The sequence below is a fragment of the Sorangium sp. So ce185 genome, assembly GCF_051526825.1.
In the GTDB taxonomy this organism is placed as follows: Bacteria; Myxococcota_A; Polyangia; order Polyangiales; family Polyangiaceae; genus Sorangium; species Sorangium cellulosum_D.
This window is the reverse complement of record NZ_CP150316.1, coordinates 486,714-513,001: the sequence shown is the minus strand read 5'-3', so window position 1 is coordinate 513,001 and position 26,288 is coordinate 486,714. Positions and strand designations below refer to the sequence as shown.

Annotated in this window: 24 protein-coding genes and 2 pseudogenes; 15 read left to right on the top strand and 11 right to left on the bottom strand. The window is 72.2% G+C overall.

The window, feature by feature from the left end:
- Positions 1-171 precede the first annotated feature (171 nt).
- A complete protein-coding gene (locus tag WMF26_RS01990) occupies positions 172-975 on the bottom strand; it encodes a CPBP family intramembrane glutamic endopeptidase (RefSeq protein ID WP_437998925.1) in 804 nt (267 codons plus the stop codon).
- A 303-nt stretch (positions 976-1,278) separates the two neighbouring features.
- On the opposite strand from WMF26_RS01990, the gene WMF26_RS01985 reads away from it, so the two are divergent.
- From WMF26_RS01985 to WMF26_RS01975, 3 genes are all read left to right on the top strand, one after another.
- The gene (locus tag WMF26_RS01985) at positions 1,279-2,799 is read left to right on the top strand and encodes a DUF4142 domain-containing protein (RefSeq protein WP_437998924.1); all 1,521 of its coding nucleotides are present in this window, start codon (positions 1,279-1,281) and stop codon (positions 2,797-2,799) included.
- A gap of 171 nt (positions 2,800-2,970) precedes the next feature.
- The gene (locus tag WMF26_RS01980; RefSeq protein ID WP_437998923.1) at positions 2,971-3,447 is read left to right on the top strand and encodes a hypothetical protein; all 477 of its coding nucleotides are present in this window, start codon (positions 2,971-2,973) and stop codon (positions 3,445-3,447) included.
- A 107-nt stretch (positions 3,448-3,554) separates the two neighbouring features.
- On the top strand, positions 3,555-4,271 hold the full coding sequence (locus tag WMF26_RS01975) for an SDR family NAD(P)-dependent oxidoreductase (RefSeq protein WP_437998922.1): 717 nt from the start codon (positions 3,555-3,557) through the stop codon (positions 4,269-4,271).
- 61 nt (positions 4,272-4,332) lie between these two features.
- On the opposite strand, the gene WMF26_RS01970 is transcribed toward WMF26_RS01975, so the two are convergent.
- Positions 4,333-4,758 (bottom strand): hypothetical protein, encoded by a 426-nt coding sequence (locus WMF26_RS01970; RefSeq protein ID WP_437998921.1) that lies wholly within the window; start codon positions 4,756-4,758, stop codon positions 4,333-4,335.
- Between the two features lie 159 nt (positions 4,759-4,917).
- Here WMF26_RS01970 and WMF26_RS01965 point away from each other — a divergent pair, with 159 nt between their 5' ends.
- The 4 genes from WMF26_RS01965 to WMF26_RS01950 all read left to right on the top strand — a co-directional run bounded on the left by WMF26_RS01965 (position 4,918) and on the right by WMF26_RS01950 (position 8,699).
- Positions 4,918-5,583 carry a hypothetical protein gene (locus tag WMF26_RS01965; protein WP_437998920.1) on the top strand — a complete coding sequence of 222 codons (666 nt, stop codon included), beginning with the start codon at positions 4,918-4,920 and terminating at the stop codon, positions 5,581-5,583.
- Between the two features lie 294 nt (positions 5,584-5,877).
- Positions 5,878-6,072 (top strand): hypothetical protein, encoded by a 195-nt coding sequence (locus tag WMF26_RS01960; protein ID WP_437998919.1) that lies wholly within the window; start codon positions 5,878-5,880, stop codon positions 6,070-6,072.
- Positions 6,073-6,586: 514 nt separating this feature from the next.
- On the top strand, positions 6,587-6,739 hold the full coding sequence (locus tag WMF26_RS01955) for a hypothetical protein (protein WP_437998918.1): 153 nt from the start codon (positions 6,587-6,589) through the stop codon (positions 6,737-6,739).
- A 319-nt stretch (positions 6,740-7,058) separates the two neighbouring features.
- The gene (locus tag WMF26_RS01950; protein ID WP_437998917.1) at positions 7,059-8,699 is read left to right on the top strand and encodes a sigma 54-interacting transcriptional regulator; all 1,641 of its coding nucleotides are present in this window, start codon (positions 7,059-7,061) and stop codon (positions 8,697-8,699) included.
- A gap of 50 nt (positions 8,700-8,749) precedes the next feature.
- Here WMF26_RS01950 and WMF26_RS01945 read toward each other — a convergent pair whose 3' ends face one another.
- The 4 genes from WMF26_RS01945 to WMF26_RS01930 form a co-directional block, all read right to left on the bottom strand.
- On the bottom strand, positions 8,750-9,109 hold the full coding sequence (locus WMF26_RS01945; protein ID WP_437998916.1) for an arsenate reductase family protein: 360 nt from the start codon (positions 9,107-9,109) through the stop codon (positions 8,750-8,752).
- Between the two features lie 264 nt (positions 9,110-9,373).
- The gene (locus WMF26_RS01940; protein ID WP_437998915.1) at positions 9,374-9,757 is read right to left on the bottom strand and encodes a hypothetical protein; all 384 of its coding nucleotides are present in this window, start codon (positions 9,755-9,757) and stop codon (positions 9,374-9,376) included.
- A gap of 635 nt (positions 9,758-10,392) precedes the next feature.
- Positions 10,393-10,713, bottom strand: a complete 321-nt coding sequence (locus WMF26_RS01935; RefSeq protein WP_437998914.1) for a hypothetical protein — start codon at positions 10,711-10,713, stop codon at positions 10,393-10,395.
- A gap of 45 nt (positions 10,714-10,758) precedes the next feature.
- Complete coding sequence (locus tag WMF26_RS01930) at positions 10,759-10,911, bottom strand: hypothetical protein (RefSeq protein ID WP_437998913.1); 153 nt, start codon at positions 10,909-10,911, stop codon at positions 10,759-10,761.
- An 807-nt stretch (positions 10,912-11,718) separates the two neighbouring features.
- Here WMF26_RS01930 and WMF26_RS01925 point away from each other — a divergent pair.
- Entirely contained in the window at positions 11,719-13,059 is a 1,341-nt protein-coding gene (locus WMF26_RS01925; protein ID WP_437998912.1) for a sigma-70 family RNA polymerase sigma factor, read from the top strand.
- 652 nt (positions 13,060-13,711) lie between these two features.
- Positions 13,712-14,197, top strand: coding sequence for an SRPBCC family protein (locus tag WMF26_RS01920; RefSeq protein ID WP_437998911.1), 486 nt, complete (start codon positions 13,712-13,714; stop codon positions 14,195-14,197).
- A 625-nt stretch (positions 14,198-14,822) separates the two neighbouring features.
- On the opposite strand, the gene WMF26_RS01915 is transcribed toward WMF26_RS01920, so the two are convergent.
- Positions 14,823-15,743 carry a transposase gene (locus WMF26_RS01915; RefSeq protein WP_437998694.1) on the bottom strand — a complete coding sequence of 307 codons (921 nt, stop codon included), beginning with the start codon at positions 15,741-15,743 and terminating at the stop codon, positions 14,823-14,825.
- Between the two features lie 504 nt (positions 15,744-16,247).
- Positions 16,248-17,372, bottom strand: coding sequence for a Gfo/Idh/MocA family protein (locus WMF26_RS01910; RefSeq protein WP_061621297.1), 1,125 nt, complete (start codon positions 17,370-17,372; stop codon positions 16,248-16,250).
- A 177-nt stretch (positions 17,373-17,549) separates the two neighbouring features.
- Between WMF26_RS01910 and WMF26_RS01905 the strand changes: the two are divergent.
- The 4 genes and pseudogenes from WMF26_RS01905 to WMF26_RS01890 all read left to right on the top strand — a co-directional run.
- A pseudogene (locus WMF26_RS01905) lies at positions 17,550-17,693 on the top strand (LysR family transcriptional regulator); the annotation flags it as partial.
- 115 nt (positions 17,694-17,808) lie between these two features.
- Positions 17,809-18,216: a LysR substrate-binding domain-containing protein gene (locus WMF26_RS01900; protein ID WP_437998910.1), complete on the top strand. Its 408-nt coding sequence runs from the start codon at positions 17,809-17,811 to the stop codon at positions 18,214-18,216.
- Between the two features lie 193 nt (positions 18,217-18,409).
- Positions 18,410-18,917, top strand: a pseudogene (locus tag WMF26_RS01895) (catalase); the annotation flags it as partial.
- A gap of 335 nt (positions 18,918-19,252) precedes the next feature.
- A complete protein-coding gene (locus WMF26_RS01890; protein WP_437998909.1) occupies positions 19,253-21,787 on the top strand; it encodes a PAS domain-containing protein in 2,535 nt (844 codons plus the stop codon).
- Here the strand turns inward: WMF26_RS01890 and WMF26_RS01885 are convergent.
- The 3 genes from WMF26_RS01885 to WMF26_RS01875 all read right to left on the bottom strand — a co-directional run bounded on the left by WMF26_RS01885 (position 21,739) and on the right by WMF26_RS01875 (position 24,962).
- Positions 21,739-22,719, bottom strand: a complete 981-nt coding sequence (locus WMF26_RS01885; protein ID WP_437998908.1) for an MBL fold metallo-hydrolase — start codon at positions 22,717-22,719, stop codon at positions 21,739-21,741. The genes WMF26_RS01890 and WMF26_RS01885 overlap by 49 nt on opposite strands.
- A 357-nt stretch (positions 22,720-23,076) precedes the next feature.
- A complete protein-coding gene (locus WMF26_RS01880; protein ID WP_437998907.1) occupies positions 23,077-24,348 on the bottom strand; it encodes a cytochrome P450 family protein in 1,272 nt (423 codons plus the stop codon).
- Complete coding sequence (locus tag WMF26_RS01875) at positions 24,345-24,962, bottom strand: TetR/AcrR family transcriptional regulator (RefSeq protein ID WP_437998906.1); 618 nt, start codon at positions 24,960-24,962, stop codon at positions 24,345-24,347. Before WMF26_RS01875 ends, WMF26_RS01880 begins: the two co-directional genes overlap by 4 nt.
- Positions 24,963-25,130: 168 nt before the next feature.
- Between WMF26_RS01875 and WMF26_RS01870 the strand changes: the two genes are divergently transcribed.
- On the top strand, positions 25,131-25,883 hold the full coding sequence (locus WMF26_RS01870) for an AzlC family ABC transporter permease (RefSeq protein WP_437998905.1): 753 nt from the start codon (positions 25,131-25,133) through the stop codon (positions 25,881-25,883).
- Positions 25,880-26,209: an AzlD domain-containing protein gene (locus tag WMF26_RS01865; protein ID WP_437335524.1), complete on the top strand. Its 330-nt coding sequence runs from the start codon at positions 25,880-25,882 to the stop codon at positions 26,207-26,209. The genes WMF26_RS01870 and WMF26_RS01865 overlap by 4 nt, the downstream gene beginning before the upstream one ends.
- The last annotated feature ends 79 nt before the right edge of the window (positions 26,210-26,288 follow it).

Here is a 26,288-nt window from a genome sequence, read left to right as displayed (position 1 = left end):
TAGAGTGACCGCAACCGGAGGCTCGGGGCGGGGCCGAGGCGTCGCTCGGGCGGCTATCGCCCGGAGCTTACGCTCATCGGCGGCGCTGCGAAAGGCGGCGCAGCCTCGCTCGCGCGCGGCGCGGGCCGGATCGCGCGCGGCCCCGCCTCGCGAGGCCGCGGCCGGAGCGGCTCACGCCGCGCGCGAGCGAGGCTGCGCCGCCGCGGCCTCCGTCCACGCCTGCCGGGTCTGCATGCGCCGCGCCGCGACCGCGGCGGCGGCGATCGCGGCGATCGTCGTCACGAGGAGCGGCGTCGCGCCGTCGCCGGACAGGTGCGCGCGCGAGACGTTGTCGAGGTGGAGGCCGAGGTGCGCCGCCCACGCGACGAGCATGCTGCCGCCGGAGGCGAGGTGCAGCGCCGTCATCAACACGCTCAGAGAGGTGATGAAGAGCGCGCTCAGCGGGAGCGACCACCACGGGACGCCCGGCAGGCACATCATGGGAAGGTGCCAGAGGGTCCACGCAGCGCCGATGATGAGGCTGGCGCGAACGGGCCCGTGCGCCGGCAGGAGCCGCGGGAGGGCATAGCCGCGCCAGCCGAGCTCCTCGCCGAGGGGCGCGAGCACGGCGATGCCGCGCTGCTCCGGGGTGACCGGGGCGTAGAGGAGCGTCGCCGGCGCGCTCCCGCCGGCGAGCGCGAGCAGCGCGAGGCCGAGGAGGTGCAGTAGCGCCGGCATGCACAGCGCGAGCGGCGCGTAGGCCCAGCCCGCGGGGGCGCGGCGCGGTGAGAACAGCCCGGAGAGCCCGGCGCGGCCGCGCTCCTTCCAGGCGCACACCGCTGCTGCGATCGAGGGGCCGACGGCGCCGAGCGCGAGCGGCGCCATGGCGGCCTCCGGCGGGATGGGCGCGCCCCACTGCTGGAGGAGGAGCGGCAGCTGGCACAGCCAGGTGATGGCATAGGCGAGGACGAAGAACCGAACGACGGTCGGCGGCATGGTCCCGTGTGACAGCCGCGCGCGCCGGAGGGTTCCCGCCGGCGCGCGGCGAGCAGGTTCTTGGGGGCGCGCACGACGGCTCGGCTGTCAGGCGGCCTGTCCGGCCCGCGCCGGCGCGGACGGGGGCGAGCGGCGGCTCCGGGGCGGCGCTCCGGGCGGGCGCATGCGCGGAGAGGTCAATGAGCGTGAGAGAGAGCCGCAGCTGCGGGCAGGCTGTTTTGCGACGGGCAGGGTCGACGTTGAGCGCGACTACGATTCTCGCGCAGATCGCGCCGGAGGCGTGGTGCTCTCGGGGAAAAGACGATGCCGGCTTCGGGCTCCCCCTCGCTCACCATCCCCGCGGCGCGAACCCAGATGTTGGGGGCCGATAACCGGCAGGTGAGCGCGACAGCGCGCCGATATCGAGCAAGGAGCAAGCAGATGTTGGGCAATCGTTCAGGTCGCCTCATGGCGATCATGTTCGCGGGGAGCTTTGTCCTCGCGGGGGCTGGCGGCTGCATCGGCGGCGACGACGATACCGAGGCGGGCCGCGAGGGGGCGGCCGGCGACCAGGGGACCGGCAGGGGCACCACGGACGCAGACAGGAGCGGCGGCCAGACAGGCAGAGACGGCGCGAGGGGCGGTGGCGGGCAGCGCGGCGGGCACCGCGGCGGGCAGGCCGGCCAGCAAGGCGGGCACCGCGGCGGGCAGGCCGGCCAGCAAGGCGGGCACCGCGGCGGGCAGGCCGGCCACCAAGGCGGGCAGCGCGGCGGCGGCCAGCGCGTCGGCGGCGCGCACGAGTGTGGCGAGCAGGCCGGCTATCAAGGCGGCAGGCAGGGAGGCCGCGGCGAGATCGGCAGTCGAGTCGACAGGCAAGGCGACCGCGGGCAGGGCGGCCGGCAAGGCGCGATGCAGCAAGGGTCGGAGGCGGAGATCACGCTGCTGGTCTCGCTCATTCACCAGAAGGAGGTCCAGCTGTCGGAGATCGCCCGAGACAAGGCCGAGTCCCCGGAGGTGCAGCGCTACGCCGAGCAGATCATCGAGGAGCACTCGCAGGCGGGGCAGCGCGGGGCGGAGCTGTCGAAGGGCGGCAGGGCCAGCATCGAGGCCTGCTCGCGCTGCGAACAGCTCCAGGCCAGCTCGACCGAGCTGAGCGAGTCGCTGGAAGACCAGGAAGGCGCCGAGTTCGACATCGCCTACATCTGGGCGCAGGTCTCCTTCCATCGCCGCGCCCTCGAGCTCCTCGACATGCCGTTCGTCGCGAGCGCGGACAACGCGAGGCTGCGCGCTCAGGTGAAGGCGATGCGAGCGGACGTCGAGCAGCACCTGAGAGAGGCCGAGCAGCTCTTCTGCACGCTGCTGCAGGAGCAGCAGCAAGGCGGCCAGCAGCAAGGCGCCCAGCGCGGGCAGCAAGGCGGCCAGTACGGGCAGCAAGGCGGCCAGTACGGGCAGCAAGGCGGCCAGTACGGGCAGCAAGGCGGCCAGTACGGGCAGCAAGGTGTCCAGCAGCAGGGCCCGCAGAAGCAAGCGCAGCAGCAGCGCGGCCAGCAGCAGGGCGCCCAGTTCGGGCAGCAAGGCGTCCAGCAGCGAGGACAGCAGGGCGCGCAGTCCGGGCAGCGGGGCGCCCAGTTCGGACAGCAGGGTGCCCAGCTCGTCCAGCAGCAACGCGGCCAGCAGCAGGGTGCCCAGCTCGTCCAGCAGCAACGCGGCCAGCAGCAGGGTTCCCAGCTCGGCCAACAGCAACGCGGCCAGCAGCAGGGTTCCCAGTTCGGCCAGCAGCAACGCGGCCAGCAGCAGGGCGCCCAGCTCGGCCAGCAGCAACGCGGCCAGCAGCAGGGCGTCTAGCTCGGCCAGCAGCAACGCGGCCAGCAGCAAGGCCCGCAGGCGTACGCGCAGCAGCAAGGCAGTCAGCAGGATCAGCGGTAAGGGGAATCCCTCCCCGATCGTGGCCGCGTTCTTCAGGTTCGCGCGGGCCGCGGATATATTGGCCCTCACGCCCGACGCCTGAGAGGCCCCATGATCCCCCGCCGCCGACTGCACCGCGCCGTCTTCTCGCTCGCCGCCCTCTACAACGCCTGCTGGGGGCTTTACGCGGCGCTCGACCCGCAATGGCTGTTTCGCTTCGCGGGCATGCCGCCCCTCAACCACCCCGCGATCTTCGCCTGCCTCGGGATGGTGGTCGGGGTCTACGCCATCCTCTATGCGGAGGTCGCGCGCGCCCCGGAACGCGGCTTCCTCCTCGCCGCCGTGGGCCTCCTCGGCAAGCTCCTCGGGCCGATCGGCCTCGCGGCCCTGCTCGCGACCGGGCAGTGGCCGCCCCGGTCCGCCGTTCTCTGCCTGACGAACGACCTCATCTGGTGGGTCCCGTTCGGCGTGTATCTCCACGACGCGTGGCCCTTCTTCGTGCGTCAGTGGAGGGCCCCACCGGAGTGCGACCTCGCTGAGCTTCGAGGCGGATCCCCGTCACGGCGCGGGGCGCATCACGCGCCTTGACGAGGATCTGCTCCAGGCGGGTGCGACGCGCGCGGCTGCGCGCCCCGGGCGAGGGTAATGTGCCAGCGTTCGCCGGGCGCGAGGCCCGGCAGGAAGGTGGTCAACGCATGAGCTCGAACAGGGTAGCTGTCGTCGTCGGTGTGGGCCCCGGCCTGGGAGCCGCGGTGTCCAGGCGTTTTGCGAGCGCGGGGTTCTCCATCGGGCTCGTGGCCCGGACGGCCGCCACCTGCGAGGCCGTGCAGCGGGAGATCGAGCAGGCCGGCGGGCGCGCCCTGAGCGTCCCCGCGGACGCCGCCGATCCGGCCTCGGTCGCGGCGGCCTTCGCGCGGGTGAAGGAGGCCCTCGGCCCGGCGGAGGCGATGATCTACAACGCCGGTGTATTTCGCATGGCCGGCGCCCTGGAGCTCACGCCGCGAGAGCTCGAGGACGCCTGGAAGATCAACTGCCTCGGCGGCTTCCTGAGCGCGCAGGCCGCGCTGCCCGACATGCTCGCGCGCGGCCGGGGAACGCTCCTCTTCACCGGCGCCACGGCGTCGCTCCGCGGCGGCGCGCGCTTCGCGGCCCTGGCGGTGGGCAAGTTCGGCCTCCGCGCCCTCGCCCAGTCGCTCGCGCGCGAGCTCGGCCCGCGCGGCATCCATGTGGCGCACGTGATCGTCGACGGGCTGATCGACACGCCCCGCGTGCGGGGCATGGCGCCGGACCGAGACGCCGCCACGCTGCTCGCCCCGGAGGCGCTGGCGGAGACGTACTTCCAGCTCCACGCCCAGCCGCCGAGCGCCTGGACCCACGAGCTCGACGTGCGCCCGTCGATGGAGAAGTTCTGAGCGGCGCGAGCGACCGCCGACGGCACGGCCTACGCGCCGCCGCTCGGGCGAGCCGCGCGCCTCACGAATCGATCCACGTCCAGGGGAAATCGACGTCCACGATCGTCTCGTGGCCGTCGAGCACGTCGACGCCCTCGACACGCACGATATCGCTGATGGTGTACCCGTCGAAATCCACGAGCCAGACATCGACGTCGTAGTAACCGTCGGAGAGGCCGCCGATCGTGAGGGCGAAATCCTCGCAGTCCACGACACCGTCCGCGACGAGGAAGCCTGCCTCGTCCTCGACGCTGACCGCGAGCCCGCTCACGTCGTGATCGAAGCACTCCCACGAGTCGTCGCTGCCGTCGATGGTCATCGCGACGGTGAGCGAGCCGCTCGCGGCGTGAACGTGGTCATCGTCATCAGCGACGATGATGCACCCCGTGAGCGAGGCAGTGGAGAGGACGCAGCCAGCGAGACCCGAGAGCACCTTCGAGAGTTTCATGGGATCGTCTTCCTTTATCCAAGTCTGGCGCGGTCGCGCCGATGCGCGGAGGGTCAGCAAGCGCTATACCAGGAGCAGGCGCGCTGCCAGGCGCCGGCGGCTGCCTCCGGGCTGCCGGATGGCATCGCAGTTGCTCCTGTGAACCCCATGGAGATGAACGTGCCAGTCCTCGAACACTCGTCCCCCACAGCCACGGCGCATTCCCCGCAGCGCAGCAAGCTCGCCGCGCTGGCCGCGCTCGTCGCGCTCGCGCTCCTCGGCGCGACCGGATGCGCGGCGGAGGTCCACACCAGGGCCGCCGCGCCCGCGACGGTCACGTACCACGAGTTCGCGGTGTACGAGGAGCCAGTCGTTCACATCGCAGCGCCGCCGGTCCACGTCGAGACCTACCCGCGCGTCTACTACCGCGGGAGCTACGTCTACTACGTGGACGGCCGCTGGTACTATCCGTCGCGCCACGGCTGGGTCTACTACCGCGACGAGCCGCGCGCGCTTGTCCACTACCGCGTCGACTTCGAGCGCCGCCGCGCTCACCACCACCACCATCCCCAGGTGCACCACGACCGCGGGCACCACGTGCACCGCGGCCACGTGCAGCACCGCGGCCACGTGCAGCACCGCGACCACGGGCGCCACGCGGCCACGGTCCGGCCGGCGGCGCCGGCGAGGCCAGCGGTCACGGTCCGGGCAGGCGCGACGGTCAGGGCGGGCGCGACGGTCAAGGCGGGGGCGGAGGCCAGGCCGGCGACCCCGGCCCGCCCGGCGAAGAAGCCTCGCGCGGAGCGTCGACGGCACCACGTCGAGGAGCGGCACCGCGAGCGGTGATCGCGGGAGCGCGCTCCGGCCCGCCGCTGCCTATACCTACAGGCCCCGCCGAGCGCCAGGGGCGCGCCCGGACGGGTGGTGGCCGGATTTGAACATGAAGGCGGGAGGGCGGGAAGAAAAGATCAATGATCTTCCTGCCTTCCCGCCTTCATGTGAATCACTCAGGGGCGAATTGGGCCACCACCCCCGGACGACAAGCGCCAGGAGCGCGCCCGGACGATGGGACGACCTCGACCGACGCCGCGGCGGGCCGGCCCGCGCCGAGCCGGGGGCAGCGTGGTGGGACGGAGCCAGATGAGCAGCGTCGCAGCGCTCGCCGCCCCGCCGGCGGCGGGCGGCAATGCGAAACCGGGTACGCACCGGCTTCCCTGCGCGTCGTGGCAGAATGACGCGCGGCGCGCGTGGAGCGCCCTGCGCTCGGCCATGCTGGCTGCGCCGAGCCCGACGAACATCCCGGTGGCCACGAGCGTCGACCCGCCGAGCACGTAGAACCCCGCGTGCCGAGGTTGATGACGCCAGTCCCCGTCTTGTGATCGGACCGCCGATCGAGATTGGGAATGCAAGGGTCGAGGGTCTTCACGTGCCCGTCACCCACGCAGCGCACGCGAGCGCGCATCAGGGAGACAAGCGGGGTCGACCTCGCGCGCTGTAGGCGTCCATCCGCAATCCGGGTGATCGCTGCCGGAGCCGCGACATGCGCTCGATGCACGAGAGGCCTGCTCCCCCGTGAGGGCTCGTCTCGCCGAGATCAACCTTGGCGCCCGAGACGTACTTCGGTACACTTCTCACGGCTAGCTTCCGGGCGCCCCGAGGGCGGGCGAGGCGGCACGCTCAGCGGCCTTTCGGCGCACCCCCTGAGGTACAGATGTCGGCGACGAGGCGGGATTCATTTTACCCGGGAACGCTCGATGGTCCGAAGAGCACGGCCCCTGCGTCGGGTCACACGACGAGAGAGCCGCCGGACAGCGAGCAGCGCGTCGCGCAGAAGTGCGTGGATTGCGGTATGCCTGCACCGAAGACGGAGACGAACTACACGCTCATCAGCTCTCGTTATGGCTGGCGGCTGACGCGGACCGCCGACGCGAACGGGCGGAGGATGATGGAGTGGCGCTGCCCGGGTTGCTACGCGCGCTACCGCGCGAGAAAGCCGCTCTGATCTCGACGCGGCGCACCAGGAAGGTCGGACGCCTCTGACGCGCAGGCCCTCGGCGTGTCGCCATCACAGCTCTCGTGGCGATTCAGGGAGCTACGCATAAGCGCCTCTCGACCGGACCGGTCATGTCGCAGGCGCATCACGACGTCATCCAGGACTACCACGCTCGGCTGTGACGCGCGCTCGCCGGGATGTCTCGTCGAGCAGCGGTCGTGCGGGCGCCGCGCCGCGCGATCCCGGCCGGGCGCGGAGCGGCGCGTCCGAGCCTTCCGCGCGCCCGGCGAGCCACCTATGCTCCGGTCACGCCGACCCGGCAGGCAGCATGCGCGCAGCGGATCTCGATCTCTCGGAGCTCCTCACGGTCGATCCGCAGGCCGGCGAGCTCCGCTTCTCCGGGGCGCGAGCGATCCTGCTCGATACTGTCGCGATGGGCCTCCTGCGCAAGCAGCTCATCGACGCGCTGGGGGCGGCGGCCGCCCGCGCGATCCTCACCCGCTTCGGCTTCGCGCACGGCTTCCGCACGGCCGAGGCGGCGCGCGCCGAGCTGCCGCTGGAGAGCGACGAGGAGTGGCGCAACGCTGGCGGGCGCATCCACGCGCTTCAGGGGATGATCCGCCTCGCGCCGGGCGCGGACGGCCCGCTGTCGCCCGAGGGAGCGACGGTGGAGGCCTCGTACGAGGCGGAGCAGCACCTGTTGCACCTCGGCCGCGCGGAGTCGACGGTGTGCTGGACGCTCGCGGGCTTCGCGAGCGGCTACCTGAGCTGCGTCGAGGGCCGGGACATCTACGTGATCGAGCGCCGCTGCCTCGGCCGTGGCGACGCGAGCTGCCTGTTCGCCGGTCGCACGGCCGAGGCCTGGGGCGCCGAGCTCGATCCGCACCTGCCGTTCTTTCAGGAGGATCGCCTCGACGCCTCGCTGCGCCGTGCCGCCGAGGCGCTGGGGCGCGCCGAGCGCAGGCTGAAGGCGCGCGCGGAGACGCTCCTGCGGACCGCGGCGGCGGCGGAGCCGGGCGGCATCGTCGCGTCGAGCCTGACCATGCAGCGCGTGCTGGAGCTCGCGCGGCGGGTGGCCCAGGTGGACGCCACGGTGCTGATCACGGGCGAGAGCGGCACCGGGAAGGAGCGGGTGGCGCGGCTCGTCCACGACGCTTCGCCCCGCGCGCGAGCGTCGATGCTCGCCATCAACTGCGCGGCGATCCCGGAGCCGCTGCTCGAGAGCGAGCTCTTCGGGCACGCGCGCGGCGCCTTCACGGGCGCGACGCGGGACCGCGCGGGGATCTTCGAGGCCGCGGCCGGAGGGACGCTGTTCCTCGACGAGGTGGGCGAGCTGCCGGCGGGGGTGCAGGTGAAGCTGCTCCGGGCGCTGCAGGCGCGCGAGGTGCGGCGGGTGGGCGAGAACCGCAGCCGCCCGGTCGACGTGCGGGTGGTGGCGGCGACCAACCGCGAGCTCGCCGCGGAGGTGGCGTCCGGCCGATTCAGGAAGGACCTTTACTATCGGCTGAAGGTGGTCGAGCTCCGGCTCCCGCCGCTGCGCGAGCGCCGGGAGGACATCCTGCCGCTCGCGCGGGCGCTGCTCGCGCAGGCGGCCGCGCGCATGCGGCGGCCGGCGCCGCGCCTCAGCCCCGGCGCGGCCGATCGCCTGGTCCGGTACGCGTGGCCCGGCAACGTGCGGGAGCTGGAGAACGCCATGGAGCGCGCCGTGGCGCTCGCCGAGGCCCGGCGGGTCGAGGCCGACGATCTGCCCGAGGAGGTGCGCTCGGCGCTGCAGCCGCCCGACGCCGGCCCGCGCGCGCCGGCGCCCGGAGAGCGCGCGCGGACGCTCGGCGAGGTCGAGAAGGAGCACATCCTGGCCGCGCTGGCGCGCAACGGCGGCAACCAGACGCGGACCGCGGCCGAGCTCGGGATCGGCGTGTCAACGCTGTACCGCAAGCTCAAGGAGTACGGGCGCGCGCCTGGGGGGTGACGGCGTGACGGCGCGCCGTCGGGGGCTCGCGCGGCGGTCGCGTGAGCGCCTCAGCCGGACTTGGCGGCGTCCGCGAACGCCTTCCACGTCGCCTCGGCCTGGCCCACGCACGCGCGCGCGCCGTCGCGCACGATGGGCGTGCGGAGCAGGAGCGGATCGTCCAGCAGGAGCTCCGCGATCCGCGCCTCGCTCGGGCCGAGGTGATGCAGGCCGCGCTCCTTCACCCGCGCGCCCTCCGCGTCGTAGAGCGCGCGCATGCCGCCCACGGCGCGCGCCACGCTCGCGAGCTCCCCCTTGGAGAGGCCCTTCTCGCGCACGTCGACGAGCTGCACCTTGATGCCGCGGTCGGCGAAGAAGCGCTGCGCCGCCCGCGTGGCCTTGCACTTGGCGGTGCCGAAAATCTGGATCATGCGCGTCGCTCCTGCGTGGCGTGGCCCGCACCGCGCCCCGAGGGCAGCGCGGGCGTGGAGCATAGGCGCGGACGCGGCAGCCGACCAGGCGGCAACGAGGCGGGGGCCGGTGGATCGCGCGCCGCGCGAGGAGGGGACCCGGGGGACCGGACCAGGAGCAGGCCGACCGCCGGCGCGAGCGGGCGGGGGCGCGGTGAAGAGCGCCGGTCTGGCGCCGGTGCGGCCGCTGTGCAGCAGCGCTCGATCGTGGGCGGAGGCAGATGATCACCCGTCAGGTGCCGGGGCGGTCGCCGCGCCGCAGCGGTCGGCCGTGTAGTCTCCGTCGAGCGAGAGGTCGTCGTTGGCGGGGCCGCGCAGCTTCACGAAGAGAGAGGCGTCGTCGCTGCTGACGATCTCGAGCGTGACCGGGAACCCTGAGCGGCCTGCGCCCGTGGCCCAGCAACCGGGGTAGGCCAGCTCTTCGCGATGGCTGAGCCGCGAAGCCGACAGATCGATGACGGCGTCCGTGAAGAGCTCGGACGGCACGACCAGGACGATGACCTCGGGGTCCGCGGCGCTGCGGCCGGAGCAGGAGGGGGCGTCGGCGTGGCCCCATCCGCCCTGGAACGGGGAGGTGATCTCGTCACAACCGCGGATCAACATGGCCACGGCTCCGAGAGCCATCATCCGTCGGTTCATGCGCTCATGCTCCGGATCAGGCTCCTGAGATGGAGCCCCCGGAGGGCGCGAAGACGGCTCATCCGAGCTGACGAGCGTCGCCGCCGTCGCGCCGTCGCGCCGACCGAGGTTGCGCCGCCGGCGCTGACTGAGGTTGGGCCGCCGACCGAGGTTGCGGCCGCCGGCGCTGACTGAGGTTGGGCCGCCGACCGAGGTTGCGGCCGCCGAGGTTGCGGCCGCCGCCGCCGACCGAGGTTGCGGCCGGCCGGCCGGCAGCGTCGGTCAACGTTATCGCGTCGATCGGCCCCACCTCGAGCGAGTTTGTCGCGGGCGAAACCACGAGCCGCTCGCCGGCGCGGACGGCACGCGCATCGCCCATGACCAGCCCGTAGGCGGAGAACGCCCCCTCGCGCAGGGGCCACCCCGAACTGCTCGGTCTGCGGATCCCACCGGATTTCGAAGCGCTTCCCGATCACGCGCACCTGGAACGTACCCACCCGCACCGTCCAGCACGAGCGCTCCCGATGGACGACCAACAGGTAGAGCGCCCCCTCGACGGCAATCTCTGCGCCATCCGCATCCACCGTGGCAACGCGGGCGCACCGACCCGGCGTGCGGCGGAGCAGCTATCCGTCGGAGAACCGGTTCCGAAGCTCCGCCGCAGGGCGCCGCGATCCACGCCCCGACCCCCTCGGCTCTGCCATCCCGAGCACGAAGCCGTAGGCGTGCCGGCGCGCCACGAGCACCAACGCGGTCCCAGCGAGGAGCTGCGCCGCCGCGCACCAGGAGTGAGTCGAGGCCGCGTAGGTCGCCGGCAAGGCGTCCAGCACCTCACCCGACGCAACGCCGTACTCGACCTCCAGCAGGTCGTCGCTTGGCAGGAACCGGAGCCAGCTGCACTGTTTCATGCAGCCGATCGACGAGCACGCCTCGTGCACCGCGATCATCGTGAGCCATCCCTCGGGCGCGCTCGGGTCCTCGAGCTTCGACAGCTACTCGAGCGTGCGCACGAAGACGTCGTGGTGCAGGTCCGCGAGGTTGCGATGAAAGCCGAGCAGCCGGTAGAGCACCCGGCGGACGTGCTCGGCACGCCGGTCGTACAGGGCAGAGCACGCCGCGGGATCGCTCCGCCGAAACCCATGCACGAGCGCCACGTCGTCCCCCGCGAAGGCGAACCTCGAAGGCGAACCTGGGTAGGGCCCCGGCAGCGCACCCACGAGCGCCACGTCGTCCCCCGCGAAGGCGAACCTGGGTGGGGCGGCACCGGCACCGGCACCGCGAAGGCGAACCTGGGTGGGGCCGCCGGGTGGGACCGCCGGCAGCGATCGGACGAGCTTCAGGGGGGTCGGCTCTGACGAGGCTCGTCCCCCTGAAGTCCCCGGAAGCACAGCCCCGGGGGAGACGCACGGTTCGCCGGGTCGCTACGCGGACGCCGGACCCCGGCGCCACGCGCGGAGCACGGGCCCTCGACAGTGCGCCGAGCGAAGCCTCTGGAGCGCTCACCCATGAGCCCGCTCCGCCCGTTTCCGACGCCCCATTTGCCTCGATAGGTCGTTCAGCTCGGGAACGCATCGAGCCGCCTCGGCCTTGACGTCCGCGACGAACACGGCCCGGCGACTCGCTCCGCCGTGCGCGTCGGGCGCCGGCTTGGTCACGTCCAGCGACAGTACCCGACGACCAAACCGCACCGGCATGCACCGCCGACGGCCCAGCACGCCCTGCCCGCTCGTCCGGCGGCCCGCGCCCGCGCGCTCCCGCGCCGGCGGAGGAAGCCGCCGCTCCGAGCGGCGGCAGACCCAAGAAAAACGCCTTCAAAATACGCCAAATCGGCGCGCGATTCGTTTTCCTATTTACGTCCTCGGCGGTTAGGATATCGAGGCGCCTCGATGATCGTGCCCCCTCACGCCCTTCGTGGTCAGGCACGACGCAGCGGCAACCCTGGAGCGCATTGAATGAGGTTCCGTTCCTCGCTGTCGGCGAGCGAGTCCGAATCGAGTTTTCCCGTTTCCATCGATTCCGCGGCCGAGCGCGGGGGCGAGCGCGCTCCTGCGCGCCGTGCGAAGGCCGCAGGCACGCACGCGACGCTCGGGGCGACCGAGCTCTACTTCCGGTCGCTCGCCGGCAGCCAGCCGCTCACCCGTGAGGGCGAGATCGCGATCGGCCGTCGCATCGAGGCGGGCGCGCTCGCGTGCTTCGAGGCGTGGGTCCGCTCGCCGATCGCCCTTCGCGAGCTGGCCTTCACGGCGGAGGACGTCGAGAACGGGGCGCTCAGCCTCCGGGACCTCTTGTGCGAGGCCGACGCGAACGATCCCGACGCGGACGCGTGCGCGACGCGGCTCGCGGGCCTGCTCGATGTCGCCCGAGCGCTCGCCGCCCGCAAGCAGGACGACGAGGGCGTGGAGATCGCCCTCGCGGGCCTGGCCGCAGGCCTCGCCGAGCTGCGCCTCGATCCGGCCTTCGAGGAGCGCATCGAGCGGAGCCTGCGCGCCGCGGCGGCCGCCGCCGACAAGGCGGACCGCGCGTCCATCGAGGCGACGCTCGCGGCGATCGCCCGGGGGCGCCGCGCGGTCGCCCAGGCGAAGTCCGAGCTCGTCCAGGCGAACCTCAGGCTCGCGGTCGCCATCGCGCGGGAGCACCAGCGCTTCGGCGTCCCGCTGCTCGACCTCGTGCAGGAAGGCAACCTCGGCCTGATCCGCGCCGCCGACAAGTTCGAGTACCGCCGCGGCCACCGCTTCGGCACCTACGCTGCGTGGTGGATCAAGCAGGCCATCAAGCGGACGATCCTCAACCAGGGCAAGCCCGTCCGCATGCCGGTCCACCTCACCGCGATCCGGAGCCAGGTGGTGCGCGCCCGGCGCGACCTGGTGCAGGAGCGCGGGCGCGAGCCCTCGGTCGAGGAGGTCGCGGAGCGCAGCGGGCTCTCCGTGGAGAAGGTGCGCGTGATCGGCGAGCTCGCCCTCGAGCCGCTCAGCCTCGACGCCCCGGTCGGCGAGGAAGGCGACACCCGGTTCGGCGATCTGCTGGCCAACGAGGAGCCGACGCCCGCCGACATGCTGGCCCGGCGCCGCTTGATCGAGCAGACGCGCGAGCTGCTCGACTCGCTGCAGCCGCGCGAGCGCGAGCTCCTGCGGCGCCGCTTCGGCCTCGACGGCAACGAGGACGAGACGCTCGAGGAGATCGGGCAGTCGTTCTCGTTGACGCGGGAGCGCATCCGCCAGATCGAGGCGAAGCTGCTCGAGAAGCTTCGGATGCGCTCGCGGCAACGAGAGCTCGGCTCGTACCTCGAAGGGTGACCGCGGGGCCGAAGCGCGCGCGAGGGCGCGTGGAGCCGCGCCAGCGCTCGGTCGAGCGACCATCGACCGGGGGGCGCGGTGAGGACGCGCTCGCGAAGCCTTCGATCGGGCCGGCGTCGGCGGCGCGGACGCGTCGCGATCGGCTCAGGGGGCTCGCCGATGCGCAGCTCCAACCACGGAGCGACGTGGTTCGCTGCTCGGCGATGCGCAGGATCCCGCCACACGCGCGAGACCGCACCCCGGCGCCGGGCGCGCGACGCACCTGCGGGACCAGATCGCTCCAGCCCGGTAGGCGCGCGACCGGCTCCTCGGGTGACGGGCATGCCTGAAGCGCGGGAGCACGACGCGCCAGCGCCGTCGTCGCCCGCGCCAGCAGCGCCTCGCCCGTGCCGGCGGATGTCGTCCAGCGCGACGCGAAAGTGCGGCACGCGTCCCCGAAAACGAGGGGCGACCGATGAGTTTCGGAGCGCCGGTCTGTCCAACACTTCGAAGACCGAACGAGCACGAGCCAAGGAAGCCGAGGACCGGAACGACGGTGCCGAGCTCGCGTCCTTCTAGACGCAGAGCGCCACGCGCATCCAGCCGTCTGAGGCGGCGCCTGCCCAGGGCTCTCTCGAACGTCCCACACCCATCGCCGACAAGGAGACGACGCATGACCACCAAGCCCGAAGCCACCTCGACTTCCGACCGCGACCTCGTGTTGACGCGCATCATCGACGCGCCGCGCGAGAAGGTGTTCAAGGCCTGGACCGACCCTGAGCTCCTCAAGAAGTGGTTCGCCCCTCAGCCGTTCACCACGCCCTTCGCCGAGCTCGACGTGCGGCCTGGCGGCGCCAGCCTGATCGTGATGCGCGACCCACAAGGGAACGAATACCCGAACAGGGGCGTCTTCCTCGAGGTCGTCGAGAACGAGCGGCTCGTCTTCACCGACGCGTACACCGCGGCATGGGAGCCGTCGGAGAAGCCGTTCATGACGGTGATCCTGACGTTCGAGGATCAAGGCGGCAAGACGAAGTACACCGCCCGCGCCCGCCACTGGACGGTCGCCGACCGCGAGGCGCACGAGAAGATGGGGTTCCACGAAGGCTGGGGCCAGTGCGCTGCTCAGCTCGAGGCCGTCGTCAGGACCAACGGGTAAGCCGGCCCGGACCTGACGCTGAGTGGGCGGACCTAACCCCAATTGAGTCGGCCGCGGGGCGAACCTGACCCCGGACCTAACCTCCATTGAGTCGGCCCCGGGGCGAACCTGACCCCCATTGAGTGGCGGCGGACCGACCCGACCCGGGTTGCTCACCCGGGCTTACCCGACCCGGGTTGCCCACCCGCGGGCTCCCGAGGGGCGGCTTACCCGACCCGGATGGCTCACCCGCGAGCTACCCGGGTGGATGTCGACCGCTCGCCATCCACAAATCTGTACAGAGCGCCTCGCGCTTGCACACCCACGCTTCGCAAACAGCTTCAAGCGGACCCGTGAAGAGCGACTCAACTCGGGTTGCTACCTGGATTGCCGCCTGCGACCTACCCACCCGAGCCAACCCAGGTTGTGTTCGATCCGATCCGACCAAGCAGCGCCTATAGCGATCTCACCCCGGCACCGCATCGTGGTCGCTCGGCCCGCAACTCCATCCCACGTCGCCATGCGCATGGCTCATGGGCGTCTTGAGTCGCCTCGCTCCGCCATCTTGAGACGCACGTGCCCTCCGGCGACGTGTCGCCCCCGGTGGCCTCTCCGACCGACTCACCGTGCGCCGCCGGCGCAGCAACTACACCGTGAGCACGGCGTCCGTCACGGCGACCCCGTGAAACGCGCGCATCCACCACGTCCCCGCGGGGAATACGGCGCTGCGCACCCCGCTGCGCCACCGTTCGAGCGCCGCGCGGTACGACGCACGAAACGCGCGCACGGCGGCAGCAGCGATTCGCCATGCATCACCCTGCTCGCGGCCGACCGCAAACGTCGGACTGCAGCCGCGCAGCGGCTCGAAGCTCGTGGCACGCTCGTAGGGGGACACCCGGCTGGCGCCCTCCGCGCCAAGGACGTGTTGCCCTCGCCGCCCCACCTCCTCACGGGCCTGCGCTTCCTGGCGCTCCAGCTCGGCGGCGACCTCGCCGCGAAAGCCGTCGCCGCCATCCTGTTCGATGACAGGCGGCAGCGCGAGCGCGAGCGTTACTTCTTCTGGCCACTGCGGATTTTTCGGATCGAGATATGCCGCGGGTCGCGTCGCGCGCAGCACGCCGCAGCCGAGCTCGTTCACATCCACCTTGGCGCCCGGCCACTCGCGCGCATGTCGGACCAGGCCGGCGGCCACAGGATTCGCGAGCACGTAGGCGATCTTCTCCACCACCGCCGTCCGCGTCAGCAGCCGCACCACGCTCGTAGCCTCGTGGTCCCACACTGGCCCTTCCCACGTGCGGAGCACCTTGGTCCCGAGCGCGACGAGGCGATGGAAGAATTGCAAAAAACGCGGCAGGACGCCCATCGTATCGGTCACGACGAGGTGCAGGTGCGACGACATCGCGCAGAGCGCGTGGACCTCGATGCCGAAGCGGCGCGTCGAGACGGTGAGGGTGTAGACCAAGAGCTGGGTGATGGCAGCGTCAGGGCGGAAGAGCAGATGCCTGCGCAGGACGCGACGGGTGATGAGGTAGGTGGCGCCTGCGGCAATTTCGCGGGGCTGGCTCATGGCTGGCGTGCAATGGCAAACGTCGTGCCGGCTGGTGGGGTGAATGATTTCAAGGCATTGGCTCGCTCCTTGGGGTGGCGCCGCCAGGGCGCCAGGTGGTCCGCCACCTGGATAGTCCTTGCGGCTCGCCCAACCTGCAGCGGCTCCTCTGGCCTGGGCTGCCCCGTCCCCGAAGTGGGTTCTCCCTCCTCCCCTCTCCCGACCTGGGTTGGTCGAGAACGGAGAGCGGGGTTGGGTCGTCACCAATCTGGTCGTACCAACCCCGGTCGGTCGTTGAACCTGGGTCGGGAGGTCCGGGTGGTCCGCAACCTGGGTCGGGTGGTCCGGGTGGGGTCGGGTGGTCCGGGTGATCCGCAACCTGAGTCGGGTGACGGTGGTCGGTGATCCGCAACCTGGGTCGGGATGGTTCGCAACCTGGGTCGGGATGGTTCGCGTGGTCCGCGCGACGTGATCGGGTCGACCCGTTCTCTTGCCAACCCGGGTTGGCGTCGTCCGGGTCCTCCCTCACTGCTCCGACGGTGACGGCGCCTTCACCGGCTCCGGCGCGGCAACCGCGGGCTTCTTGATGTTCTGGCCCATATCAGGCCGCTGCTCCAGCTTGAGCGGCGGGACCGCCTCGACCCTCCCGCTCGCCGCGGAGCTCTGGATCGCCAGCATCACCCGGACGTCCGCGAGCCCCTCGAGTCCCGACGGCTCCGGCTCCCTGTCCTCAAGGATGCAGCGCGAGAAATAGACGAGCTCGGGGGCGAACTGGTCGCGCTTCTTGAACGTCTTCTCCTCCGTCTTCCCGCCCACCGTCAGGTAATGCTTGATGTCGGCCGTGTAATCGAAGGCCGGCTCCACGCGCAGGTCCCCCTCAGTGCCCGCGAGGCGGAACGACGACACGCTCGCGAGCCCCTGGCTGACCGTGAACTGCGCCACGGCGCCGCTCGGGAAACGCAGGATGGCCGCCGTGGTCTCGTCGACATCCTTGGCGCGCCTCTCGTCGATCCGCAGGCTCGTGGCGAGCACCTCGCTCGGCTCCTCGCGGAACAGGTACCGAGCGGCATTCACGCAGTACACGCCCAGATCGAACAGCACGCCGCCGCCCGCGTCGCTCCGGGTGCGAATGTCGCCGGGGCGCACCACCTGCGTGAACAGCGACGTGAAGGCGCGCACCTCACCGAGCTTGCCCGAGCGCGCGATCTCGACCGCCTGCAGGTTCGCCTCCTCGAAATGCAGGCGATAGGCGATCATCAACTTCACGCCGCGATCCTTCGTGGCGCGGATCATCGCCTCGCAGTCCTCCTCGGTCATGGCCATGGGCTTCTCGCAGAGCACGTGGACGCCCGCCGCCGCGGCCCGCTCCGTGTACTCGCGGTGCATCGCGTTGGGCAGCGCGATGTACACCGCGTCCGCCCGCGCGCGCCTCAGGACGTCCTCGAGCTCGTCATACCCGCCGCGCTCGGTGACCCCGTAGCGCTCGCCCAGCGCGGCGAGCTTCTCGGGGTCGCCCGAGACCAGCGCCACGAGCTCCGAGTTCTCGGCGGCGTTCTTGAACGCCGGCAGCACGGCGACCTGCGCGATGTTGCCCGCCCCGACGACGGCGTAGCGGATCTTCCTGGTCTCGTTCGACGCTGTCTTGGACATGGTTCCTCCGTGCGCGGACAACCCGCGTTCGCGGGGAACATGGAGAGATGACCGCAGGCGTCAACCGCCGGGCATGGTCGCCCAGGGCGCCCGCCCCCCAAGGCCCCCCACCCCCCCGCCCGCGGCCGCCCCCTCGGCCCCAGAGCCCCCCCGCGCGCCGCGTACTACCCCGCGCCCGTGCGCTGGTCACCGCATCCCCTCACGCTCCGCCAGCTCCAGTACACGCTCGCGGTCGCCGAGCACCGCAGCTTCCGGCGCGCCGCGGCCGCCTGCCGCAGCGCGCAGCCGTCGCTCTCGGCCCAGATCGCGCAGCTCGAGGAGGCCCTCGGCGTGAACCTCTTCGAGCGCGATCGCCGCCGCGCCCTCGTCACCTCGGCGGGCGCCCCCCTGCTCGAGCGCATGCGGCGGAGCCGAACCGCCTCGCCAGGATGCCAGGATGGACGAGCTCGCGGCGGCCAAGGTCCTCCTCCTCGTCAACGGCCACGGCTTCGGCGACCAGGCGCTCGCCCTCTGCCAGCGCGTCGGCGCCGACGAGGCGAGCGTCCGCGCCACAAGCCCCTCCACCCTCGTCCAGAGGGTCGCCGGGGGCGACATCGTGCCCCTCCTGCCCGCGCTCGCCGTCCCCATCGAGAACCGCAGCGGCGCCCTCTCGCTGCGCCGCTTCGCCCCGCGCGCCCCGCACCGCCCCCTCGCGCTCGCCTTCCGCCGCGGCTCCCCCATCGGGAGCGCCCTCCAGCGCCTCGCCGTGACCCTCCGGGACGCCTACCAGCGCGCCACCGCCGCGCGGCCGAGCCGACAGCTCCAGGCTATCACTTCAGCAGCAACGATGTATTGGGAACGATGAGGGCCCGCAGCCACATCGCCCCCAAGGACGGCAGCTTCGCCGGCCCGGGAGGATGGAGCGATGAGGAGCGGCGCCACGAAGGATACGGTTCAGGAGAGCACCCCCACCCTCACCACGCGGCAGAGACACCCGGTGACGGACGACGAGGACAACCGCACCGCCGGCGAGCGCGGCCCGGCCGTCCTCGAGAACCCAGGAGGGCGAGGCGGTCCTCGTGAAGTACCATTTCCTCCCCAGGCAAGGAGAGGTCAACCTCACCAGCGATCAGGCCTCGGCCATCCAGGCAAAGAATTTCAACCACGCGACGCAGGTCCTCCACGACGCCATCGCGCGCGGCGGCGCGCCGGAGTGGGAGGTCTGCGCGCAGATCATGGAAGACGGCGAGCACCCGGAGCTCGACGTCGATCCGCTCGACGCGACGAAGATCTGGCGCCGGAGAAGTCCCCGCTCCGCCCGATCGGCGCATCGCGCTCGACAGCAACCCGACGAACGACTTCGCCGAGGTCGAGCAGGCCGCCTTCGGCACAGGCGTCCTCGTCGATGGCATGGACTTGTTGGACGACAAGCTGCTCCAGGGCCGGACGTTCTCGTACGCGGACACGCAGCGCTATCGGGTCGGCCCGAACTACCTCCAGCTGCCGCTCGACCAGCCGCGGGTGAAGGCATCGACGAACCAGCGCGACGAACAGAGGCGCCGAAGGGCTCTCTTCGAGGACCGACGGATCCAGCAAGGCCTCGGGCCAACGCCGACTCAGCAGCGCGAGGATCGCCGTCCTCCCCGCGAGGGCGAGCTCGACGGCAGAGATCGCGACGCTCACACTGTAACGACGTGCGCTGTCTCCTGCCGTCGAACGTCGCGCAGCCGGAGAGCACCCAAGGCTCCTCCGGCGCCCTGCGCCGGGCTCGAGGCGAGCGCCGCCGGGCGCTGCCCTGAGCCCGGCGCACGGCTGCTGAGCGGACCGAGGTGCCTCCCGAGCGCTCGTGATAATCTCAGCTCGCGTCTGCCAGAATCCTGGTAGAAGGCGCGAGGGGTGGAGTGAACAGCGACGACGAAGGGCGTGGGACCGGGCGGGGTGGACCGTCCGGGGCGGGACGTCACGGGGAGCCGCCGGCGTCGGGCGCGCTGGCCCGCGCCGTGGCCGACGCGTCGCTGGCCCTGTTGCGCGCCGCCGAGGGCGGCACGCCGCGGACGCTCGTCGCGGCGGCGTCGCGTGTCCTGCAGGCCGACATCGCCTGTCTCTACGAGCTCGCCGGGGAGCCGCGGGCGCTCATGCTCGTCGCCTCCGAGGGCGGCGACGGCTCGCTGGACGCGCTCCAGCGCCTGCCGCTCGACGCGCCGAGCCTCGCGGCCGAGGCCGCCCGCGCCGGGGTCGTGCAGCGCGCGCCCGACGGCGAGGGCGCCGCGGCGCTGCTCGACGCCGTCCACCTGCGCGACCGCTGCGGCTGCGCCCACGCGGTCGCGATCCCGCTCGCCTTCGCCGGCGACCTGCGCGCGGTGCTGCTCTGCGCCGCCGCGCAGCCGACCCTGCCGCAGGCCGAGGCGGTCGAGGTCGCGAGCGCCGTGTCGAGCCTCTTCGGGATGGCGCTCGCCGCCGCCGAGCCCCGCGCGCTGCGCGCGCGGATCGAGGAGCTCGAGCAGGAGAAGCGCGCGCTGGAGCGCACGCGCGAGCAGCTGAACACGGCGATCGCAGAGGCCAGGAAGACCGAGGCCGCGCTCCGGCTGAGCGAGGACAGCCTCGCCCGGGCGCAGAAGATCGCCAGGCTGGGCAACTGGGACTGGCACATTCCGAGCGACGAGCTCTTTTGGTCCGACGAGTGCTATCCGATGCTGGGGCTGTCCCGCGACGCCGGCGCGCTCACGTACGAGCGCTTCCTCGCCTGCGTCCACCCGGAGGACCGCGAGGGCCTCATGCGCGCCGTCGACCTCGCGCTCCAGGGGGAGAGGCCGTACTGCATGGAGTACCGGATCCTCCGCCCGAGCGGCGAAGAACGCCTCATCCACACCGAGGCGGACGTGGCCCGCGCCGACGACGGAACCCCGCTCCGGCTCATCGGCACGGCCCTCGACGTCACCGAGCAGCGGCGCGCCGAGGAGGCCTTGCGGCTCAGCGAGGAGCGCCTGCGGCTGATCGCCGAGCACGCGAGCGACGTCATCTTCCGCATGCGGCTCGGCCCGGAAGGGGGATACGAGTACATCAGCCCCGCCGTCCTCGAGCACACCGGTCATCCGCCCGAGGCCTGGTACGAGGACCCGCAGCTGTTCCTCACGCTGATCCATCCCGAGGACAAGGGGCGGTATCACGAGTTCGTCGAGCAGATGGCCGCGGCCGGCGGGCGGCTCACGTTCCGGATCATCGACAAGAGCGGCCGCACGCGCTGGATATCGACCCACATCACGATCCAGCGCGACGAGCACGGCAACCCGGTCGCCGGGATCGGCATCTCGCGCGACGTCACGGCGGAGAAGCTCGCCGACGAGGAGCGCGAGCAGCTCCTCCGGCAGCTCTCGGCCGAGCGGAGCTGGCTCAACGCGGTCATCGAGCGCTCGCCGGTCGGCATCCTCCTCCTCGACCCGTCCGGCGCGCAGATCGCCTGGAATCATCGCGCCCAGGAGCTCGCCGGGATCGGCGCGCCGCCCGGGCAGGCGGGCGCGTGGGGCCTCTACTCCCTGGACGGGCAGCCGCTCCCGGACGGCGAGCAGCCCTCGGCGAGCGCGCTGCGCGGCGAGGTCACGAGCTCGAGGGAGCTCGCGCTGCGGCGCGCCGACGGCGGCACGCTGGCGGTGCTCGTGAGCGCCGGGCCGATCGTCGACGGGAGCGGGAAGCCGCTCGGGGCGGTCGTCGTGTTCGACGACATCACGCGGCTCAAGGAGCTCGAGCGGCTCAAGGAAGAGTGGACGTCGGTGGTGGCGCACGATCTGAAGCAGCCGGTGACGACGATCATCGGCTATGCGGCCCAGATCGAGCGCAAGCCCCAGGTGGCGGCCGCGGTGAAGACGAGGGCGGGGCATATCCTGGCGAGCGCCAAGCGGCTCGGGCGGATGGTGTCCGATCTGACGGACATCTCCCAGATCGAGTCGCGGCGGCTCACGATCGAGAGCGCTCCCGTCGACCTGCCGGCGCTCCTTCAGGCGGTCGTGGAGCGGATGGCGGGCGAGACGGAGGGGCACGCGGTCGAGGTCGAGATCCGGGGCGAGATCCCGGTCGTGTGCGCGGACGCGGGGCGCGTCGAGCAGGTGCTCAGCAACCTCCTCTCCAACGCCGTGAAATACGGTGATCCGGAGACGCCGATCCGGGCGTCGCTGGAGCGGCGCGGGGACGATGTGCAGATCTCCATCCGGAACAGCGGCCGCGAGATCCCGGCCGAGGATCTCCCGCTGCTGTTCGAGCGGTTCTTCCGGGGCAGGGCGAGGGAGGAACGCGCGGTCGGGCTCGGGCTCGGGCTGTACATCGCGAAGGGGCTGGTCGAGGCGCACCACGGCAGGATCTGGGTCGAGAGCCCCAAAGGGGGGTGCACGACGTTCTATTTCACGCTGCCGGTGGGGGCGGCGCCGCGGCGGGACGCGGCGTAGCCCGAGGCCCTCTGCGGCTCAGATCCGCTGCGCTCCGGCCGCGGCGGGGACCCACAGCGGTGGCTCGGCGCGCCCTTCTCCCGGACGCCCGCCGGTACGGCGTGGCTTCGCCCGGTGAGGCGCTCGAACTCCACGACGTCATGAGAGCACACGACGGTCACCTCGTGGCCGTGCTCCCGGCGAAGCGCGCGCAGCCGGCGCTGGTTCTCGAGCCGCGCGCCGCGGTCCTTCTCCATCATGAGCTGATAGGCGCGCAGGCCGGGCGTGCAGGTGGGCCGCACCAGGTCCATCTCGCGGTGATAGAAGTACGCGTCGCCGGCGAGCAGCAACCAGCGGCCATCGCTCCGGATCGCCACGCCCGAGTGGCCGAGCGTGTGACCGATGAGCGGGATGAAGAGCACCTCGTCCTTCAAACCACCCACCGGCCGCGCCCCCTCGAAGCCGAACCAGCGCTCGCCGCCGTCCGAGGGATAGGCGATCCAGTTCGGCTGCGTGGACCACTGGGCCGGCCGGTAACGCATCCGGTCGAGCAGCGTCCGCCGGGCGACCGCGGCGTCGCGCTCGTCCGCGAGCAGGTGGACCTCCGCGCCAGGAAAGTCGTCGAGGCCCCCCGCATGGTCGAAATCGAGGTGGGTCAGCACGATGTGACGGACGTCCTCGGGCCGAAAGCCGAGGCGCTGGATCTGCCGGTACGCCGTCATCTCGGCGCGGAACTCCGGTCGTACCAGGAACAGAAAGAACCGACTGAGCCGCCTCCTCGCCATCGAGACGTCCAGCAAGCCGAGCCCGGTGTCCACGAGGACCAGACCGCTGTCCGTCTCCAGGAGCAAGCAGTGGCACGTCAGCCTCCCGCGGAGCCCCAGCGTCTGGCCATCCATCAGCGCGCCGCCGATCGGACAGGTCGAGATGCAGTTGAGATGATGGATGCGCACGGACGCCTCTCCTTTCGCCGCTACCCTGCCCCGGGGACGGCCGCGCGATGGCCCGGTGTCGAGGCGCGCGCACCGCACGTCGCGCGCTCGGCGCGCTCCCGGCGACCCGCTCGCCGACGATCGCGAGGACAAAGCCTGGGCTCCCCGGAGCGCATGAGGCGCGGTGAGTGCATGGAGCATGCCGGTCGCCGGGCTCCCGATCGCGTGAACGGGAGGACGGCAAAGGCCCAGCCACGGACAGAAACACGTGGGTCCTCCCCCGGTTTTCCCGGCTGCGCGAAGGAAAAGACGACCTTTCTGCCACACCGGGACACTGCGCGACATGGGCGCACGAACGCCCGGCGCGAAGAGCGTGCTCTACAGCGGCGCGCCCGCCTCAGGCGGTCGCGTCGCCCGGGGGACGGAGTAGACCGGCGCCGCCGCGCACTTCACCGGCAGCCGGTCGAGCCCGCGCAGGATGGATGACGGCTTCCACGTCAGGGAAGAACGCGGCACGGCGAGCCGCAAGCCGGGGAGATCCTGGACGATCGCGGGAAACGCGATCTGCGCCTCGAGGCGCGCCAGCGGCGCGCCGAGGCAGTAGTGCACGCCGCTGCCGAAGGCGAGGTGCCGGTTGGGGTCGCGGTCGAGCACCAGCCGCTCGGGGCTCGCGAAGACCTCCTCGTCGTGGTTCGCCGAGCCGAGCACCGCGAAGAGCCGCTGTCCCCGCGGGACCACGCGCTCGCCGAACGCGACGTCCTCCGTCGTGTACCGCTCGGTCGCGAGCTCGACCGGGGTCGTGAAGCGCAGGAGCTCCTCGACCGCCGGCTTGATCAGCGCAGGCTCGCGCCGCAGGCGGTCGAGCGCCTCCGGATCGTCGAGCAGGGCGAGCGTCCCGCTGGCGATCAGGTTCACCGTCGTCTCGTGGCCGGCCACGACCAGCAGCATGACCATCGCGAGCAGCTCCTCCTCGCTGAGCCGGCTGCCCGCCTCCTCGGCGCGCACGAGCGCCGCGATGAGATCGTCCCCGCCCGTCCGGCGGCGCCGCTCTAGAAGCGCGCGCAGGTAGCGCTGGAACATGTAGAGAGACGGCGTCGCGAGCACCATGTCCACGCTCGTGACGATCCCGATCAGGCGGTTCGTCCAGGCCCGGAAGCGCGGCCAGTCCGCCTCGGGAATGCCGAGCAGCTCGCAGATCACCGTCATCGGCAGCGGCAGCGCGATCTCCTCCAGGAGGTCGATCGCGCCGCGCGCCCGGGCTCGCGCGATGAGGCGCTGGGTGATCGCCTCGACGCGCCCGCGCAGCTCCTCCACCCGCCGCGGCGTAAAGACCTGATGCACCAGGGCGCGCAAGCGGGTGTGATCCGGCGGGTCCTGATCGAGCATGTTCTTCGTGAACGGGCGGAAAAACCCGGGCGTCCACGGCACCTGCCTGGCCCGCTCCTCCGGGCTGAGCGCGCGGTACGGGTCCTTGCCGAGGCGCGGGTCCTTGAGCGCAGACGCCACGTCGGCGTAGCGCGTCACGAGCCACGCGGGCTTCCCGTCCTTGAGCACGGTGCGCACGACCGGCGCCTCGGCGCGCAGCCGCGCGTACACGGGATAAGGGTTTGCCTTGTGCTTCGCGCTGGAGATATCGGGGACAGACATCATGCTGGACCGCCTTTCTTGGAAGCTCGTGGCCGCCTGGGCCGGCGCCCCGCGCCCGCCTCGGGCTGCGCGAGCGCGAGGAGCGCGTCGCGCAGCGCCCGCAGCTGGCCTTCGCTGAGCGCCATCGCCCCGAGCGCCTGGGAGAGCCAGAAACCGTCGAGCGCAAACTGGATCGCGATGGCCCGCCCCTCCGGGATGTCCTCGGCCGCGTCGCGCGCGACCGCCTCGGCGGTCAGCTTGCTGCCGTGGCGCGCCAGCGCGGGCTGAGCGCTCGCCGCTTCGATGATCGCGAGGAGCAAGGCGCGAGGCGCCGCGGTCTCGCGCTTGTCCTCATCGAAGGTCAGCGCGATCTGCGCCCGCAGCCGGGCGCCCCGGGGCTCCGGGTCCTGCGCCGCGCGCTTCACGGCGTCGTCGTTCACCCGCGCCGTCAACCGATCGACGATCGCCATCAGGAGCGCGTCCTTCGTCGCGAAGTGGTGAAAGAAGCCCCCTTTGCTGATCCCCGCCTCGGTGATCACCGCCTCGACGGTCAGCTGGTTCACCCCGCGCGAGACGATGAGCCGCTCGGCCGCGTCGAGGATGCGCTCTCGCGCGCTGGAGTAGGTCCGCGCCGGCATCGAGGATGTATACCGACCAGTCGGTCGGTATGCAAGGCGATCGCTCCCCGCCGGCGCCGGGCGCCGGAGGATCCGGGAGCGGGCCGCCCTGGGCGGGCGGCGGCGCCGGGCTGGCGGCCTTGACTTTTGCAGCCCGTCTGGACAGTTCCTACCCCCTCGAGCGACCGCATGTCCTTCGCCGCCTTCGCCCGCGCCACCGCGCTCCACCCCGAGTTCCGCCGCGGCGCGCGCGAGATGCTGCACGTGTCGCTCGGCGTCGCCGCCTGGGGGCTCGTGACCGGCGTCGCGATGGTCAAGAGCGGGCTCACGGCGCCGCTCGCGGTGCTGATGTCGCTCGCGGTCTTCGCCGGCAGCGCGCAGCTCGCCGCGATGCCGCTCATCGCGTCCGGCGCGCCGATCTGGGTCGTCTGGGCCACCGCCGCCTGCGTGAACCTGCGGTTCGTGATCTTCAGCGCGATGTGGCGGCCTTACTTCGCGCCGCTCCCGCGCTGGCGGCGGTGCCTGTGCGGCTACTTCAGCGGCGACCTGAACTACGTGATCTTCATGAAGCGCTTCCCCGTGCCCGGCCCGGCGCCCGAGCAGGAGCCCTATTTCTGGGGCGGCGTCGCGACGAACTGGTCGGCATGGCAAGCCTCGTCGCTGGGCGGCATCGCGCTGGCCAACGTCATCCCGATCGAATGGGGCCTCGGCTTCGCGGGCGTGCTCGCGCTCCTCGGCGTGACGTGCTCGCTGCTCCAGGACAGGGCCACCTGGCTCGCCGGCGGCACCGCCGCCAGCGCCGCGGTGGCCGCCTACGCGCTGCCGCTGAAGCTCAACATCCTCGTCGCCATCGCCGCCGCGGTCGCGGTCGGCCTGGGCATCGAGGCGGCCGAAGGGGCGCACCGACGCGCGCGCCAGGGGGCCGAGGAGGCCCGGCGATGAGCCCCTGGGAGATCTTCGTCGCCATCCTCGGCCTCGCGCTGATCACGGCGTTCACCCGCGCCTTCTTCCTGTACCCCGACCAGGATCTGCCGCTGCCCGGCTGGCTCCGGCGCGGGCTGCGCTACGCGCCGCTGGCCGCGCTTGCGGCCGTGATCGTGCCCGAGGTGGTGATGACGGACGGGCACCTGATCGCGACCATGCAGGACGCGCGGCTGCCCGCGAGCCTCGCGGCGAGCGTCTACTACTTCTCTCGCCGCGACATCCTGGGCACCATCGTGACCGGGATGGCGGTGTTCCTGCCGCTGCGCATCGGACTCGGCTGGTAGCCGCGGGCACACCGGTTCTCCTGAAGCGCCGGGGCTGGTACGCTGCGCGACATGTCGGATGAGAGTGCCCACCGACCGG

Excerpts from the sequence above, each read along its gene's own strand:
- WMF26_RS01960 (WP_437998919.1), top strand. The coding sequence starts at position 5,878 with ATGAGCAGCGTCGCAGCGCTCGCCGCCCCGCCGGCGGCGGGCGGCAAT.
- WMF26_RS01870 (WP_437998905.1), top strand. The coding sequence starts at position 25,131 with ATGTCCTTCGCCGCCTTCGCCCGCGCCACCGCGCTCCACCCCGAGTTC.
- WMF26_RS01980 (WP_437998923.1), top strand. The coding sequence starts at position 2,971 with ATGATCCCCCGCCGCCGACTGCACCGCGCCGTCTTCTCGCTCGCCGCC.
- WMF26_RS01955 (WP_437998918.1), top strand. The coding sequence starts at position 6,587 with ATGCCTGCACCGAAGACGGAGACGAACTACACGCTCATCAGCTCTCGT.
- WMF26_RS01910 (WP_061621297.1), bottom strand. The coding sequence starts at position 17,372 with ATGTCCAAGACAGCGTCGAACGAGACCAGGAAGATCCGCTACGCCGTC.
- WMF26_RS01875 (WP_437998906.1), bottom strand. The coding sequence starts at position 24,962 with ATGCCGGCGCGGACCTACTCCAGCGCGCGAGAGCGCATCCTCGACGCG.
- WMF26_RS01985 (WP_437998924.1), top strand. The coding sequence starts at position 1,279 with ATGCCGGCTTCGGGCTCCCCCTCGCTCACCATCCCCGCGGCGCGAACC.
- WMF26_RS01925 (WP_437998912.1), top strand. The coding sequence starts at position 11,719 with ATGAGGTTCCGTTCCTCGCTGTCGGCGAGCGAGTCCGAATCGAGTTTT.
- WMF26_RS01945 (WP_437998916.1), bottom strand. The coding sequence starts at position 9,109 with ATGATCCAGATTTTCGGCACCGCCAAGTGCAAGGCCACGCGGGCGGCG.
- WMF26_RS01975 (WP_437998922.1), top strand. The coding sequence starts at position 3,555 with ATGAGCTCGAACAGGGTAGCTGTCGTCGTCGGTGTGGGCCCCGGCCTG.
- WMF26_RS01990 (WP_437998925.1), bottom strand. The coding sequence starts at position 975 with ATGCCGCCGACCGTCGTTCGGTTCTTCGTCCTCGCCTATGCCATCACC.
- WMF26_RS01915 (WP_437998694.1), bottom strand. The coding sequence starts at position 15,743 with ATGAGCCAGCCCCGCGAAATTGCCGCAGGCGCCACCTACCTCATCACC.
- WMF26_RS01880 (WP_437998907.1), bottom strand. The coding sequence starts at position 24,348 with ATGATGTCTGTCCCCGATATCTCCAGCGCGAAGCACAAGGCAAACCCT.
- WMF26_RS01950 (WP_437998917.1), top strand. The coding sequence starts at position 7,059 with ATGCGCGCAGCGGATCTCGATCTCTCGGAGCTCCTCACGGTCGATCCG.
- WMF26_RS01900 (WP_437998910.1), top strand. The coding sequence starts at position 17,809 with ATGGACGAGCTCGCGGCGGCCAAGGTCCTCCTCCTCGTCAACGGCCAC.
- WMF26_RS01920 (WP_437998911.1), top strand. The coding sequence starts at position 13,712 with ATGACCACCAAGCCCGAAGCCACCTCGACTTCCGACCGCGACCTCGTG.
- WMF26_RS01970 (WP_437998921.1), bottom strand. The coding sequence starts at position 4,758 with ATGAAACTCTCGAAGGTGCTCTCGGGTCTCGCTGGCTGCGTCCTCTCC.
- WMF26_RS01865 (WP_437335524.1), top strand. The coding sequence starts at position 25,880 with ATGAGCCCCTGGGAGATCTTCGTCGCCATCCTCGGCCTCGCGCTGATC.
- WMF26_RS01935 (WP_437998914.1), bottom strand. The coding sequence starts at position 10,713 with ATGATCGCGGTGCACGAGGCGTGCTCGTCGATCGGCTGCATGAAACAG.